Annotated in this window: 14 protein-coding genes; 9 read left to right on the forward strand and 5 right to left on the reverse strand. The window is 56.5% G+C overall.

All coding sequences use genetic code 11. From position 1 onward, the window contains the following. Nucleotides 1-19 precede the first annotated feature (19 nt). Nucleotides 20-901 carry a LysR family transcriptional regulator gene (locus tag O1723_RS01460; RefSeq protein ID WP_014885574.1) on the reverse strand — a complete coding sequence of 294 codons (882 nt, stop codon included), beginning with the start codon at nt 899-901 and terminating at the stop codon, nt 20-22. Between the two features lie 99 nt (nt 902-1,000). Between O1723_RS01460 and O1723_RS01465 the strand changes: the two genes are divergently transcribed. From O1723_RS01465 to arnF, 8 genes are all read left to right on the forward strand, one after another. Next, nucleotides 1,001-1,507 carry a phenolic acid decarboxylase gene (locus tag O1723_RS01465; protein WP_014885573.1) on the forward strand — a complete coding sequence of 169 codons (507 nt, stop codon included), beginning with the start codon at nt 1,001-1,003 and terminating at the stop codon, nt 1,505-1,507. A gap of 323 nt (nt 1,508-1,830) precedes the next feature. Beyond that, nucleotides 1,831-2,970 (forward strand): UDP-4-amino-4-deoxy-L-arabinose aminotransferase, encoded by a 1,140-nt coding sequence (arnB, locus tag O1723_RS01470; RefSeq protein ID WP_023331508.1) that lies wholly within the window; start codon nt 1,831-1,833, stop codon nt 2,968-2,970. 1 nt (nt 2,971) lies between these two features. After that, nucleotides 2,972-3,955, forward strand: coding sequence for an undecaprenyl-phosphate 4-deoxy-4-formamido-L-arabinose transferase (gene arnC / locus O1723_RS01475; protein ID WP_014885571.1), 984 nt, complete (start codon nt 2,972-2,974; stop codon nt 3,953-3,955). Then, nucleotides 3,952-5,934 carry a bifunctional UDP-4-amino-4-deoxy-L-arabinose formyltransferase/UDP-glucuronic acid oxidase ArnA gene (arnA, locus tag O1723_RS01480; protein ID WP_023337918.1) on the forward strand — a complete coding sequence of 661 codons (1,983 nt, stop codon included), beginning with the start codon at nt 3,952-3,954 and terminating at the stop codon, nt 5,932-5,934. Before arnC ends, arnA begins: the two co-directional genes overlap by 4 nt. Next, on the forward strand, nt 5,931-6,833 hold the full coding sequence (gene arnD, locus O1723_RS01485; RefSeq protein ID WP_014885569.1) for a 4-deoxy-4-formamido-L-arabinose-phosphoundecaprenol deformylase: 903 nt from the start codon (nt 5,931-5,933) through the stop codon (nt 6,831-6,833). Before arnA ends, arnD begins: the two co-directional genes overlap by 4 nt. Continuing rightward, nucleotides 6,830-8,485 (forward strand): lipid IV(A) 4-amino-4-deoxy-L-arabinosyltransferase, encoded by a 1,656-nt coding sequence (arnT, locus tag O1723_RS01490; protein WP_248191078.1) that lies wholly within the window; start codon nt 6,830-6,832, stop codon nt 8,483-8,485. The genes arnD and arnT overlap by 4 nt, the downstream gene beginning before the upstream one ends. Continuing rightward, nucleotides 8,485-8,820, forward strand: a complete 336-nt coding sequence (gene arnE / locus O1723_RS01495) for a 4-amino-4-deoxy-L-arabinose-phosphoundecaprenol flippase subunit ArnE (protein ID WP_014885567.1) — start codon at nt 8,485-8,487, stop codon at nt 8,818-8,820. Before arnT ends, arnE begins: the two co-directional genes overlap by 1 nt. Beyond that, nucleotides 8,817-9,221, forward strand: a complete 405-nt coding sequence (arnF, locus tag O1723_RS01500) for a 4-amino-4-deoxy-L-arabinose-phosphoundecaprenol flippase subunit ArnF (RefSeq protein WP_014885566.1) — start codon at nt 8,817-8,819, stop codon at nt 9,219-9,221. The genes arnE and arnF overlap by 4 nt, the downstream gene beginning before the upstream one ends. On the opposite strand, the gene acpT is transcribed toward arnF, so the two are convergent. Both acpT and O1723_RS01510 read right to left on the reverse strand, forming a co-directional pair. Beyond that, nucleotides 9,178-9,774, reverse strand: coding sequence for a 4'-phosphopantetheinyl transferase AcpT (gene acpT, locus O1723_RS01505; RefSeq protein ID WP_014885565.1), 597 nt, complete (start codon nt 9,772-9,774; stop codon nt 9,178-9,180). The genes arnF and acpT overlap by 44 nt on opposite strands. Nucleotides 9,775-9,874: 100 nt before the next feature. Then, on the reverse strand, nt 9,875-10,924 hold the full coding sequence (locus O1723_RS01510; protein ID WP_014885564.1) for an AI-2E family transporter: 1,050 nt from the start codon (nt 10,922-10,924) through the stop codon (nt 9,875-9,877). Between the two features lie 145 nt (nt 10,925-11,069). Here O1723_RS01510 and O1723_RS01515 point away from each other — a divergent pair, with 145 nt between their 5' ends. Beyond that, complete coding sequence (locus tag O1723_RS01515) at nt 11,070-12,287, forward strand: MFS transporter (protein ID WP_014885563.1); 1,218 nt, start codon at nt 11,070-11,072, stop codon at nt 12,285-12,287. A gap of 3 nt (nt 12,288-12,290) precedes the next feature. Here O1723_RS01515 and O1723_RS01520 read toward each other — a convergent pair whose 3' ends face one another. Beyond that, on the reverse strand, nt 12,291-12,848 hold the full coding sequence (locus O1723_RS01520; RefSeq protein WP_014885562.1) for a DcrB family lipoprotein: 558 nt from the start codon (nt 12,846-12,848) through the stop codon (nt 12,291-12,293). A 72-nt stretch (nt 12,849-12,920) separates the two neighbouring features. After that, complete coding sequence (locus O1723_RS01525) at nt 12,921-13,586, reverse strand: 7-cyano-7-deazaguanine/7-aminomethyl-7-deazaguanine transporter (RefSeq protein WP_014885561.1); 666 nt, start codon at nt 13,584-13,586, stop codon at nt 12,921-12,923. Between the last annotated feature and the right edge of the window lie 149 nt (nt 13,587-13,735).

Genomic DNA, 13,735 nt, shown 5'->3' on the forward strand with positions numbered 1-13,735 from the left:
TCGTTTTAGCGTTCGGACCTTAAAGCGTAGCAGGTGGTGATGACGGTTCCTGGCTAAAAAGGCGCAGCAGGGTTTCAACCTGCTCATCCAGCGGGGCGAGGGTACGTTTCACGATCAAATGCAGCGGCGTGGCCCGGCGGACACCGTGGTTCAGCGGAAGGATTTTCAGTAAGCCTTGCTCCAGCAGGGGCTGGATGCGTTCCTCTGGCAGCCAGCCGTAGCCGACCTGAGAGACAACCGCCTCTATGGCAGCATCAATGGTGGAGAACGTCCACGACTCGCCGGCAGCCCGCGCGGCGTTCTGGCTATCCGCAATCTGGATAAGCGGCCACGGGCGCAGCATCTCATCATTAAGCGGTGCATCAAGACAAAAGAGCGGATGCTGGTAATGCGCCACGGCGACAAAGTCGATATTCATCAGCCACTCGCCAAGCCCGGTAATGTCCTGGCGGCGGGTCAGGACCATTACGTCCGCTTCGTCGTTTATCGTGTCCGCGCGGCTATTTTCCAGCACCTCGGTAAGGCGCACCTGGGTTTGCGGATACCGTTGCTGGAATTGTCTTAAAATCGCGAACAGCCTGCGGCGGGGAAAAATACTGTCTACGATCAGATCGACTCGGGTGCGCATGCCGCTATGCAGCGTCGCGGCGCGCGTCTCAACATAAGAGAACGCTTTCAGCAGCGGTTTTACCTGATTCAGCAATAATTCTCCTGCGGGCGTGAGGACTGCCCGTCTCCCTTCCACCACCAGCAGCGCAATGCCCAGGCGCTCCTGGAGTAAAGAGAGGTTGTAACTGACGGAAGACTGGCTGCGGTGTGTCTGTTCTGCCGCTTTGGCAAAACTCCCGGCCTCGACCACTTTTTCCAGGAGTGACCACTGTTCAAGAGTTGTTTTATGCATGACATATCTAATTTTTGAATTAATTTGATTCAAACATAGCGTTATTCATTCATTTTTTGAAGGGGTACGATACGTTCATCAAAACAAAGGAGACACATCATGAGCAACTTCGACAAACATGACTTAAGCGGCTTCGTCGGCAAACATCTGGTTTATACCTACGATAACGGCTGGAACTACGAGATTTACGTCAAAAATGAAAACACCCTCGACTACCGTATTCACAGCGGCCTGGTCGGAAACCGTTGGGTAAAAGATCAGCAGGCGTATATCGTTCGCGTCGGGGAGAGCATCTATAAAATCTCCTGGACAGAGCCAACCGGTACTGACGTGAGCCTGATTGTTAACCTGGGCGACAACCTGTTCCACGGCACCATCTTCTTCCCGCGCTGGGTAATGAACAATCCGGAAAAAACCGTCTGTTTCCAGAACGATCATATTCCGCTGATGAATAGCTATCGCGATGCCGGTCCGGCATATCCCACAGAAGTGATTGATGAATTCGCGACAATCACCTTTGTGCGCGACTGTGGTCCAAATGATGACAGCGTGATTGCCTGTGCGGCCAGCGAGTTACCTGAAAACTTTCCAGAAAACTTAAAATAAGCGCGACAATTAACTAAAAAGAAAAGTTCCCGGCTATTTCATATTATTTTGAAATGGCCGGGATTTTTTTTGTTTGTTGATGTTTGGTTTAAATCATTTCCTGGCAAAACGTTGTGAAGATCACAATATAAAATATTTAATATTAATTTAACTTGTTGTTTTTAAAGTGTCTGCTAGTAGTTCTATAACGTTATAAACGTTGTCTTAATTTTCCCCTAAGAAATGAAAGCTATTTTGATATGAGTTTATGGTTCGTTGAAATAAACGGACCGGCATTTGGTTAATATCAAAAACGTGCCATTTTTATTGCAAGGAAATTAATAATGAGTGATTTTCTGCCCTTTTCGCGACCCTCAATGGGTGCCGAAGAAATGGCGGCGGTTCAGGACGTTTTGATGTCGGGCTGGATCACCACGGGGCCTAAAAATCAGGAGCTTGAAGAGGCATTTTGTCACCTGACGGGCAATCAGCATGCGATTGCCGTCTGTTCTGCTACCGCGGGCATGCATGTCACGCTGATGGCGCTGAATATTGGCCCCGGCGATGAAGTGATCACCCCCTCCCAGACCTGGGTTTCCACGCTAAATATGATCGTGTTGCTGGGTGCCACACCGGTGATGATTGATGTGGACAACGACACGTTGATGGTGACGCCTGACGCCGTTGAAGCAGCGATAACCTCGCGTACTAAAGCCATTATCCCCGTCCATTATGCTGGCGCACCGTGTGACATCGACGCGATTCATGCTATTGGCGAACGTCACGGTATTCCCGTTATTGAAGATGCTGCCCATGCCGCCGGAACCTATTACAAGAACCGCCATGTGGGCTGGAAAGGGACGGCGATTTTTTCCTTCCACGCCATTAAAAATATGACCTGTGCAGAAGGCGGTTTAGTTGTCACGGATAACGCTCAGCTTGCTGCGCGGATCCGCAGTCTGAAATTCCACGGCCTGGGGGTGGATGCCTATGACCGCCAGACGCACGGTCGTGCACCGCAGGCTGAAGTGATCTCGCCGGGCTATAAATACAACCTGGCGGATATTAACGCCGCGCTGGCGCTGGTGCAGTTGGGCAAATTAAAAGAGGCCAACAAACGCCGTGAGGAAATCGCGCAACGCTACCTGCGGGAGCTGGCCGATACGCCGTTCCAGCCGCTGACCATTCCAGCATGGCCGCACGTTCACGCCTGGCACCTGTTTATTATTCGCGTTGATGAAGCCCGCTGCGGTATTTCACGCGACAACCTGATGGCGGCGCTGAAGGAGAAGGGCATTGGTACCGGCCTGCACTTCCGCGCGGCGCACACTCAAAAATACTACCGCGAGCGTTTTCCTGATGTATCGCTCCCGAATTCGGAATGGAATAGCGCGCGTATTTGTTCTCTCCCTCTTTTCCCGGACATGACTCATGACGACACAACCCGCGTCATTACCGCGCTCCATCAGCTTGCAGGACATTGATATGTTCAGTGCACCACCCGTACAAAAAGTTTCCGTCGTCATTCCTGTTTATAACGAACAGGAGAGCCTGCCTGAACTGATTCGCCGCACGACGGCCGCCTGCGAGACGCTGGGCAAAGCGTATGAAATTCTGCTGGTGGACGATGGCAGTAGCGATGACTCCGCAATGATGCTGACCGATGCTGCCCAGGCTAAAGGCAGCCATATTGTTGCCGTGCTGCTGAACCGTAACTACGGCCAGCACTCGGCTATCATGGCCGGATTTAGCCACGTTACGGGCGATCTGATCATCACCCTGGACGCGGATCTGCAAAACCCGCCGGAGGAGATCCCACGCCTGGTGGCGAAAGCCGATGAAGGCTATGACGTGGTCGGCACGGTGCGTCAGAACCGTCAGGACAGCCTGTTCCGCAAGCTGGCCTCACGCACTATCAACCGTCTTATCCAGCGTACGACCGGTAAAGCGATGGGCGATTACGGCTGTATGCTGCGCGCCTACCGCCGTCATATTGTCGACGCCATGCTGCATTGCCACGAGCGCAGCACGTTTATTCCGATCCTCGCTAACACGTTCGCCCGTAAGGCAACGGAAATCCCGGTCCTGCATGCCGAGCGTGAGCACGGGGAATCGAAGTACAGCTTTATGCGTCTCATCAACCTGATGTACGACCTTATCACCTGCCTGACCACCACGCCGCTGCGTCTGCTGAGCGTTTTCGGCAGCATCATCGCGCTGGCGGGGTTCGCGCTCTCCGTCCTGCTGGTGGTGCTGCGGCTGGTCTTTGGCCCGCAGTGGGCGGCGGAAGGGGTCTTCATGCTCTTTGCCGTGCTGTTTATGTTCATCGGTGCCCAGTTTGTCGGCATGGGCCTGCTCGGTGAATACATTGGCCGAATTTATAACGATGTCCGCGCACGTCCGCGCTACTTTATTCAACGTGTTGTCCGTCAGGAACACAAAGCATCTCAAGAGGAAATCCACCCATGAAAGCTGTTGTATTTGCCTATCACGATATGGGGTGCGCGGGCACGCTGGCCCTGCTGGAAGCGGGCTATGACATTGCGGCAATCTTTACCCATCCGGACACGGCGGGCGAAAATCACTTTTTCAGCTCAGTGGCGCGCATCGCCGCCGAGCGGGGGATTCCGGTTTATGCCCCGGACGACGTGAACCACCCGCTGTGGGTGGAGCGCATCCGCGCGCTTGCCCCTGATGTCATCTTCTCGTTTTACTATCGCAACCTGATCTGCGACGAGATCCTCGGCCTGGCCGCAAAAGGAGCATTTAACCTTCACGGCTCACTGCTGCCAGCCTACCGTGGGCGCGCGCCGCTGAACTGGGTGCTGGTGAACGGCGAAACGGAAACGGGCGTGACCCTGCACCGGATGGTCCACCGTGCGGATGCGGGGGCCATCGTTGCCCAGCACCGCGTGGCAATCGATGCGGATGAAACGGCGCTGCAGCTGCACCAGAAACTTTGCACCGTGGCACAAAGCCTGCTGCGCGACGCGCTGCCAGCTATCCTGAACGGCACCTTCAGCGAGACCGCGCAGGATGAGAGCAAAGCCAGTACCTTCGGTCGCCGCACGCCGGAGGATGGCCGCCTGGACTGGAACCAACCTGCTCGCCAGCTTCATAACCTGGTGCGCGCCGTGACCGACCCGTGGCCGGGGGCATACAGCTTTGCGGGCGTGAGCAAATTTATCGTCTGGAAATCCCGCGTGCGCGACGACATCCCGGCGGCAAAACCGGGCACCGTTGTCTCCGTCTCCCCGCTGATTGTGAGCTGCGGCGAGGAGGCGCTGGAGATTATTACCGGGCAAACCGACAGCGGTCTTTACGTGCAGGGCATGCAGCTGGCCCAGTCTCTGGGGCTGGTCGCCGGGGCGCTGATCACAAGCGCCCCGGTGGTTGCCGTTAAACGCCGCACCCGCGTGCTGATCCTCGGCGTGAACGGCTTTATCGGGAACCACCTGACTGAACGCCTGCTCAAAGACGATAACTACGAAATCTATGGCCTGGATATTGGCGCGGATGCGATCAGTCGTTTCCTCGACAACCCACGCTTCCATTTCGTGGAAGGGGATATCAGCATCCATTCCGAGTGGATTGAATACCACATTAAAAAATGTGACGTGGTACTGCCGCTGGTCGCCATCGCCACGCCTATCGAGTACACCCGTAACCCGCTGCGCGTGTTCGAGCTGGACTTCGAGGAGAACCTGAAGATCATTCGCGACTGCGTGAAATACGACAAGCGCATCATCTTCCCGTCCACCTCTGAAGTGTACGGCATGTGTACCGACAAAAACTTCGACGAAGACACCTCTAACCTGGTGGTCGGGCCGATCAACAAACAGCGCTGGATCTACTCTGTCTCCAAACAGCTGCTGGATCGCGTGATTTGGGCCTACGGTGAGAAAGAGGGGCTGCGCTTTACCCTGTTCCGTCCGTTCAACTGGATGGGCCCGCGTCTGGATAACCTGAACGCGGCGCGTATCGGTAGCTCCCGTGCGATCACCCAGCTGATCCTAAACCTGGTAGAAGGCTCACCGATTAAGCTTATCGAAGGCGGCAAACAGAAACGCTGCTTCACGGATATCAGCGACGGTATCGAAGCGCTGTTCCGCATCATCGAAAACAAAGATAACCGCTGCAACGGTCAAATCATCAACATCGGGAACCCTGACAACGAAGCGAGCATTCGCGAACTGGCTGAGATGCTGCTGGCCAGCTTTGAGCGCCATCCGCTGCGCGATAAATTCCCACCGTTTGCCGGTTTCCGTGAAGTGGAAAGCAGCAGCTACTACGGTAAAGGCTACCAGGACGTTGAGCATCGTAAGCCGAGCATTCGCAATGCGAAGCGCTGCCTGAACTGGACACCGACGGTGAAGATGGAGCAAACCATTGACGAGACGCTCGATTTCTTCCTGCGCACCGTGGAGCTGTCGGAACAGGTCTCATGAAAAAAGTCGGTTTACGCATTGATGTCGACACCTTCAGGGGAACGCGTGACGGCGTCCCCAGGCTGCTGGAACTGCTGAGCAAGCACGGTGTGCGTGCCAGCATCTTCTTCAGCGTGGGGCCTGACAACATGGGACGCCATTTATGGCGTCTGATTAAACCGGCATTTCTGTTCAAAATGCTGCGCTCACGCGCAGCATCTCTCTACGGCTGGGATATTCTGCTGGCCGGCACCGCCTGGCCCGGTAGACGCATCGGCGCGGGTAACGAAGCGGTTATCCTTGAGGCGGCGCAGCAGCATGAGGTCGGCCTGCATGCCTGGGATCACCACGCCTGGCAGGCGTGGGCAGGCGTCTGGGATATCCCGCGTCTCTCCCGTGAAATTGAGCGTGGAATGCTGGAGCTGGAGGCCATCACCGGTCAGCCCGTGCGCTGTTCCGCCGTGGCAGGATGGCGTGCGGATCAACGGGTCGTAAAGGCCAAAGAAGCCTTTGCGTTTCGCTACAACAGCGATTGCCGCGGAACCGGGCCGTTTTTGCCGCTGTTAGGCGAAAATCACTACGGTACGGTGCAAATTCCGGTCACGCTTCCCACCTGGGATGAAGTGGTCGGACGCGAGGTGAAGGCGGAAGAATTTAATCGTTATATTCTGGACCGTATGCATCGCGATACGGGTACGCCGGTGTATACCATTCATGCAGAAGTAGAGGGGATTGCGTATCAGCATGATTTCGATGCGTTGCTGACCCTGGCCGCTCAGGAGGGCATTGAATTCTGCCCGTTGAGCGAGCTGCTGCCCGACGACCTCAGCACCCTGCCTGTGGGAAAAATTGTCCGTAATGAACTGGCTGGCCGGGAAGGCTGGCTTGGCCATCAACACACCGTGAGTCCGGTCCCATGAAAACAGCCCGTTATGGCTTAGCGCTTCTCGCACTGTTTATCGTTTACTACCTCATTCCTGTCGATGTCCGCCTGCTGTGGCAGCCTGACGAAACGCGCTATGCGGAAATCAGCCGCGAAATGCTGGCATCGGGTGACTGGATCGTCCCGCATTTTCTGGGGCTGCGTTACTTTGAAAAACCGATTGCTGGCTACTGGATCAACAGTCTCGGGCAGTTGCTGTTCGGGCACACCAACTTTGCCGTACGCGCCGGGGCGATATTCTCCACCGGGTTAACGGCGCTGCTGGTGATCTGGATGGCCTGGCGTCTCTGGCGGGATAAGCGAGTAGCCATTTTCTCCGGCCTTATCTTCCTGACCCTGTTCCTGGTGTACGGTATCGGCACGTATGCGGTGCTGGATCCTATCATCACCCTGTGGCTGGTGGCGGCGTTGTGCAGCTTCTGGCTGGCCTCGCAGGCCCAAACCGTGGCCGGAAAAGCGGGTGGCTATGTGCTGCTTGGGCTGGCCTGCGGGATGGGGGTGATGACCAAAGGCTTCCTGGCGCTGGCCGTTCCGGTGATTGGCGTGCTGCCGTGGGTGATCGTCCAGAAGCGCTGGAAAGAGGTGCTGATTTTTGGCTGGCTCGCGATCCTGAGCTGCGTGCTGATTGTCCTGCCGTGGGCGCTGGCGATTGCGCATCGGGAGCCTGATTTCTGGCGTTACTTCTTCTGGGTTGAACATATTCAGCGTTTTGCCCAGAGCGACGCCCAGCATAAAGCCCCGTTCTGGTATTACCTGCCGTTCCTGCTCGCGGGCAGTCTGCCGTGGCTGGCACTGTTGCCGGGCGCGTTTCGTCTCGGCTGGAATGACAGACAAAGCGCGGGGGGAGGATTCTATCTGCTGGGCTGGGTGGTGATGCCGCTGCTGTTCTTCAGCATCGCCAAAGGCAAACTGCCGACCTACATCCTGCCCTGTTTTGCCCCGCTGGCTATCCTGATGGCGCGCTATGCCTGCCTCGCGGCGGAAAAAGGTGCGAGAGCGTTGCGCATTAACGGTGGGATTAACCTGGCGTTTGGGGTGATCGGCGTGATTGCGGCGCTGGTGGTCTCGCCATGGGGGCTGGCTAAGCATCCGGTCTGGACGCCGGTCGAACTGTACAAAGTGTTCTGTGCAGTGGTGGCGTTCCTCCTCTGGGCCGCGGTGGGCTGGTTTACGTTCAGACAGAGTCAGCAGCGCTGGTGGCTGGCAGCCTTGTGTCCTGCAGGCCTGGCGTTGCTGATTGGTTTTGCCATTCCTAACCTGGTGGTGGATTCCAAACAGCCGCAGTCGCTGGTCGATACCGTGCGCGAGCCGCTTCAGGAAAGCCGATTTGTGCTGGCCAATAACGTTGGCGTGGCCGCGGGTCTGGCGTGGGAGCTGAAGCGTAATGACATTACGCTGTTTGGTCAGAGCGGCGAACTGCGTTACGGGCTGGATTATCCCGATGTGAAAGATCGTTACGTCGACAAAGATGACTTCGCGCAGTGGCTGGCGACGCATCGTCAGCAGGGGCGTGTGTCGCTGGTGGTTCTGCTTTCAAAACGTGACGATATCTCACGGGCGAATTTACCGCAGCCGGACAATCTCTATATCCAGGGACGGTTTGCCTTGCTGGAGTATCTGCCGAAGTGATGACCTGGACCTGGCTGGTACTGGCAAGCTTGCTCAGCTGCGCGGGGCAGTTATGCCAGAAACAGGCCACCCGTCCGGCGAAAGCCGGGCGGCGCGGCGCGCACATTATGTTGTGGCTGGGTCTGGCAGGGCTGGCGCTGGGTAGCGGAATGCTGGTCTGGCTGGTGGTGCTGCAACGCCTGCCCGTTGGCGTCGCCTATCCTATGCTGAGCCTCAACTTTGTCTGGGTAACGCTGGCGGCAAAAGTATTCTGGCGCGAACACGTTGCTGCGCACCACTGGCTGGGGGTCGGGTTTATCATCATTGGGATTATCGTGCTGGGAGGAAGCCTGTGAAAGGCGCGTTCTGGGCGTTATGCAGCGTGCTGTTAGTCAGCGCCGCACAGCTGTTGCTGCGCGATGCCATGCAGGCACTGCCGCCGGTCAGCGATGTTCTGGCGCTTATCTCCGCGCTGTGGCACTTCTCATCCGGCACGGGCGCGCTGCTGCTGGGGTTGATGGGGTATGTGGCCTCTATGGGCTGCTGGTATCTGGCGCTGCATCGCATGGCGCTCAGCAAAGCATATGCCTTGCTGAGCCTCAGTTATATTCTGGTGTGGGCCGCGGCAATCGTCCTGCCCGGCTGGGGGGAACACTTCTCCTGGCACGGGCTGGTGGGCGTCGGGTTTATTATGCTGGGTGTACTAACGATTTTTAGGCCAGCACGTCGTCAGCAGAATGGATCAGGCCGGCGCTGAGTTCGAAGGGCGTTGCGGTACAGACCGCAAGACTCAGCGAGTCTATGCGGCAGTGGCTGACTGAATGAAACGCGCTGGCGGTACTGTCAATGCTAACCATTTGCCAGGCGTGACCGCCGCACTGTTTAACGATCGCTTCCTTTCGCGTCCAGATACGCCAGAATGCCGTAAGCTGGCGCTCTGGCGTTTCCTTTTCCAGCTCTTCATGCTCGGCGCCGCTGAAGACGGCATTAGCGAGCGTGCGCCAGTTATCCTGCGGGCGAATACGTTCCAGGGAGCAGCCCACGTTACCTTCGTCACTGATAATTAACGCAATCTCATCTCCCGAGTGGCTGAGGCTGAACCACAGCGGATAGTCGCCGGCAAAAAGGGGTTTCCCCTGTTCGTTGTGGATAATCTCCGGGAGTGGCGTCGGCGCCAACAGACGCGAAAGCAACCCGCGTCCAGCGAGCCAGCGCGCGCGATGGGCGCCTTCGGGCGCGTGTCGGGAGAGCGCTTCAGCCCAGCGGTTGGTGCTCAGCGAGGAGATTTTTCCCAGAAAAACCTGGTACATATAACGTCTGGCCTTCAGTCAAACAGAGAGTCGCAAAGTTGCGCGGCGAAACCATTACTATAATCTATTGTCCCCGATAATGGCTAACCCGACCAGCGGCTTAGCCCGGCAACCGGCTTTTGGGTCGTCCCGGCCCCAGCAGGATCGCCAGCTTGCTGCCCCCTTTGGTGGTCTCCATCCAGATTTTACATACGCTGGTCAGCGGAACCGACAGCAGCATCCCAACCGGGCCCAGCAGCCATCCCCAAATCAGTAAGGATAAAAATACCACCAGCGTCGACATGCCCAGCCGGTGCCCCATCATGCGCGGCTCGAGAATATTCCCCAGCACCATATGCACAACGAGGAACAGCGCGCCGACCAGCATACATTCATAAAATCCATTAAACAGAAACGCCTGAATCATCGGCGGCACGGCGGAGAGCACGGCGCCAATGTTGGGAACGTAGTTCAGCAGAAATGCCAGCACCCCCCACATCAGGGCGAACTGGACGCCCATCAGCATCAGCCCCAGCCAGACAATGATCCCGGTCCATACGCTCAACAGCGTTTTCAGCGCCAGATATTTGGACACGCCCTTCAGCGCGCGGTGTAAACCGGCAATATGGATTTGCGGGTTATTTAATGCAAAACGCAGCTTGTAGGGCACATGACGGACTTCGAACAGCATGAACACCACCGTCATGACCAGCAGCAAAATGCTGGCCATCGCGCCGGAAAGACCGGTCATCAGCGTGGTGGCGTAGGTCATGACTTTCTCTGAATCCATCCTGCGCAGCATCCGTTCTGGCGAGATATGCAGGTTAAGAAAGGGCATCATCTCCTGCAGGGCGATGATTTTGCGCGTCAGCTCTTTATTGTACTGCGGCAGCATGGTGGAGAATTCGCTCAGCGATGCGGCCAGTACGCCGAAGAGTGCCGTCAGGCCAATCAGCATTACAATCACCACAATAGTGATGGCCACCGGGCGGCTAACGCCCCGGCGTAAAAACCAGGTCACCAGCGGATTGAGAACAATGGCAAAAAAGAGTGCCAGCAGAAGCTGGACGATAATGTCAGCGGCAGCATGAATACCCGCGAGGATAACCACCAGACAGGCGAGTTTTAATAAAATGTGGAGTCCTGCTTTATCGGGCTGGGGGGAGATCATGCGCGTTCCTTAGTAAGATGACGCATTAAGTGTAGTGCCTGGCTTCCGCTTCGTCTGGCACCGATAATCTGAAAGTCGGGGCTGATTTTCTGATGGCGTCGTGGTAATAGTGAAACACTGTTGCAAAAAATTCAGGTCTAACTCCATGCCCGAACCTGCCGCTGAACCGGCGCTGAGCGGATTGCGCCTCAATCTGCGTATTGTTTCCGTCGTCATTTTCAACTTTGCCAGTTATCTGACCATTGGTCTGCCGCTGGCGGTCTTGCCGGGCTATGTCCATGACGTAATGGGGTTTAGCGCATTCTGGGCGGGGCTGGTGATTAGCCTGCAGTATTTCGCCACGCTGTTAAGCCGGCCGCATGCCGGGCGCTACGCGGACATGTTCGGACCAAAAAGCATCGTCGTGGTGGGGTTGTGCGGCTGTTTCCTCAGTGGCCTGAGCTACCTGCTGGCGGCCACAACCAGCGCCTGGCCGCTGGTCAGTCTGACGCTCCTCTGCCTGGGCCGCGTCATCCTCGGTATTGGGCAAAGTCTGGCGGGAACCGGCTCCACGCTGTGGGGCGTGGGCGTTGCCGGCGCATCACACATTGGCCGGGTGATCTCCTGGAACGGAATTGTTACCTACGGCGCGATGGCGCTCGGTGCACCGCTCGGCGTGGCCTGTTATGCCTTTGGCGGGCTCTATGGACTCGCCATCACCATTATGGTGGTCGCGCTTCTGGCGATTCTGTTTGCCCTGCCGCGCCCGAAAGTAAAGGCCAGCAAGGGCAAGCCACTGCCGTTTCGGGCTGTGCTGGGCCGCGTATGGCCGTACGGTATGGCACTGGCCCTGGCGACGACCGGCTTCGGCGTCATTGCGACCTTCATTACCCTGTTCTATGACGCCAAAGGCTGGGAGGGCGCGGCCTTTGCGTTAACCCTCTTTAGCGTGGCGTTTGTTGGCGCGCGCCTGCTTTTCCCGAACGGCATCAACCGTCTGGGTGGGCTAAATGTGGCGATGATCTGCTTTGCGGTCGAGATAGTCGGGCTGTTGTTGACCGGCATCGCCAGTGCACCCTGGATGGCGAAAATGGGCGTCTTCCTTGCGGGAGCCGGTTTCTCGCTGGTCTTCCCGGCGCTGGGCGTGGTGGCGGTGAAAGCGGTGCCGCAGCAGAACCAGGGAGCGGCGCTGGCGACCTATACGGTATTTATGGATATGTCGTTAGGCATTACCGGGCCGCTGGCGGGGCTGGTGATGGCCTGGGCAGGGGTACCGGTGATTTATCTTGCCGCAGCGGGTCTGGTGATAATTGCCTTGTTACTGACGTGGCGGCTAAAAAAATGGCCCCCGGTGCAAGCACCGGAGGCCACGTCATCATCGTGAAGGTTACTGGATCACGATGGTGTTAATGATGTTTTCAGCCGCCGTCTGCGCTTTCTGCTGATCTTCCGCTGGCAGGGTGATCTGCAGGGTCAGCAGTTTGTTATCCACCTTGCCCAGCACCACAGAAGAGTAAGCGGTCTGGCCTTTGGCAGAGATGATGCTGTCCAGCTGTTGCAGCGTGTGGCCTTTCAGCTCGATGGATTTATTGGTCACCACCTGCAGCTGCGGATCGCGGCCGCGCTGCTGATCTTCCAGACGTTTAGACAGGACGGCCAGGTCTTCGCTGGTGTCGTCGCCCACAATCACAATGACCGCTTTCTGACCGGTTGCGTCGGAGTAAACGTGCATGTTGTTCGCCTGGGTACCCAGCTTGCCGCTCTGGTCAGTCATATCGGCTGGCAGAGAGAAACTTAGTTTGCCATCCATCAGATTCACCGGCTGGCCGGTCGCGTTGCTCTCTGCGGATGCGCCCTGAGCAGGCGTTTTCGTGTCGCTGTTATCACAGGCTGCAAGACCCACAACCAGCAGGCCAATCCCGAAATATTTAACCAGATTGCGCATTGACTTCTTCCTTTCGATAAACGGCCATAACGGCTCATTCGTCCATCTTATCACAACTGATAAAGCGAACCCTTAACCAGCCTGCAATGCCGTGATTTCAGATTTATCTGCCAGCCTTTTCAGCAGCATATTCAGCAGCACGCCGTACATTGGCAGGAAGAAGACAATGCTGATGAGGACCTTGAAGCAGTAGTCCACCAGCGCAATTTCCATCCAGTGCTCGGCCATAAAGGCATCCGGGCTGCGCCAGAAAGCGATGAAGAAGAAGGCCAGCGTATCGCTCACGTTACCGAATAGCGTGGAGGCGGTAGGCGCCATCCACCAGCGATGGTTCTGGCGCAGACGGTTAAACACGTGCACGTCAAGGATCTGCCCCAGCGCGTAGGCCATAAAGCTTGCCGCGGCGATACGGGCGACAAACAGGTTGAAGTGCGTCAGCGCCTCAACGCCCTGCCAGCTTCCCATATAAAACAGGGACGACACCACGTATGAGATGAACAGCGCCGGAAGCATGACCGCAAAAATAATGCGGCGGGCCAGCGGTGCGCCAAAAATACGCACGGTCAAATCCGTGGCGAGGAAAATAAACGGAAAACTGAACGCGCCCCAGGTGGTATGAAAACCAAAGATGGAGATGGGGAGCTGCACCAGATAGTTACTGGACGTGATCACCAGTAAATGAAAAAGCGAAAGCCAGAACAACGCTTTAACGCGCTGTGATTCAGAGAACTGCGTCATATTGTGACCTTTTTATACGTTGGGGTGAGGGAACCCAATAAAAACCGCAGCATGATACTGCTTTGGCTGGACATTGCAATGGTTGATTTTTGCGCAATCGTTAACCTGGTTTGCATTGTCCGCCACCGGGCGTAAACTACAGCCGTTTT

The organism is Enterobacter cloacae complex sp. HYC080_NIDB, assembly GCF_056673325.1.

Bases quoted from the DNA above. Each gene is read 5' to 3' on its own strand.
- arnD (WP_014885569.1), top strand. From the start codon at position 5,931: ATGAAAAAAGTCGGTTTACGCATTGATGTCGACACCTTCAGGGGAACG.
- O1723_RS01520 (WP_014885562.1), bottom strand. From the start codon at position 12,848: ATGCGCAATCTGGTTAAATATTTCGGGATTGGCCTGCTGGTTGTGGGT.
- O1723_RS01525 (WP_014885561.1), bottom strand. From the start codon at position 13,586: ATGACGCAGTTCTCTGAATCACAGCGCGTTAAAGCGTTGTTCTGGCTT.
- arnT (WP_248191078.1), top strand. From the start codon at position 6,830: ATGAAAACAGCCCGTTATGGCTTAGCGCTTCTCGCACTGTTTATCGTT.
- arnA (WP_023337918.1), top strand. From the start codon at position 3,952: ATGAAAGCTGTTGTATTTGCCTATCACGATATGGGGTGCGCGGGCACG.
- arnC (WP_014885571.1), top strand. From the start codon at position 2,972: ATGTTCAGTGCACCACCCGTACAAAAAGTTTCCGTCGTCATTCCTGTT.
- O1723_RS01510 (WP_014885564.1), bottom strand. From the start codon at position 10,924: ATGATCTCCCCCCAGCCCGATAAAGCAGGACTCCACATTTTATTAAAA.
- acpT (WP_014885565.1), bottom strand. From the start codon at position 9,774: ATGTACCAGGTTTTTCTGGGAAAAATCTCCTCGCTGAGCACCAACCGC.
- arnB (WP_023331508.1), top strand. From the start codon at position 1,831: ATGAGTGATTTTCTGCCCTTTTCGCGACCCTCAATGGGTGCCGAAGAA.
- O1723_RS01515 (WP_014885563.1), top strand. From the start codon at position 11,070: ATGCCCGAACCTGCCGCTGAACCGGCGCTGAGCGGATTGCGCCTCAAT.
- O1723_RS01460 (WP_014885574.1), bottom strand. From the start codon at position 901: ATGCATAAAACAACTCTTGAACAGTGGTCACTCCTGGAAAAAGTGGTC.
- arnE (WP_014885567.1), top strand. From the start codon at position 8,485: ATGACCTGGACCTGGCTGGTACTGGCAAGCTTGCTCAGCTGCGCGGGG.
- O1723_RS01465 (WP_014885573.1), top strand. From the start codon at position 1,001: ATGAGCAACTTCGACAAACATGACTTAAGCGGCTTCGTCGGCAAACAT.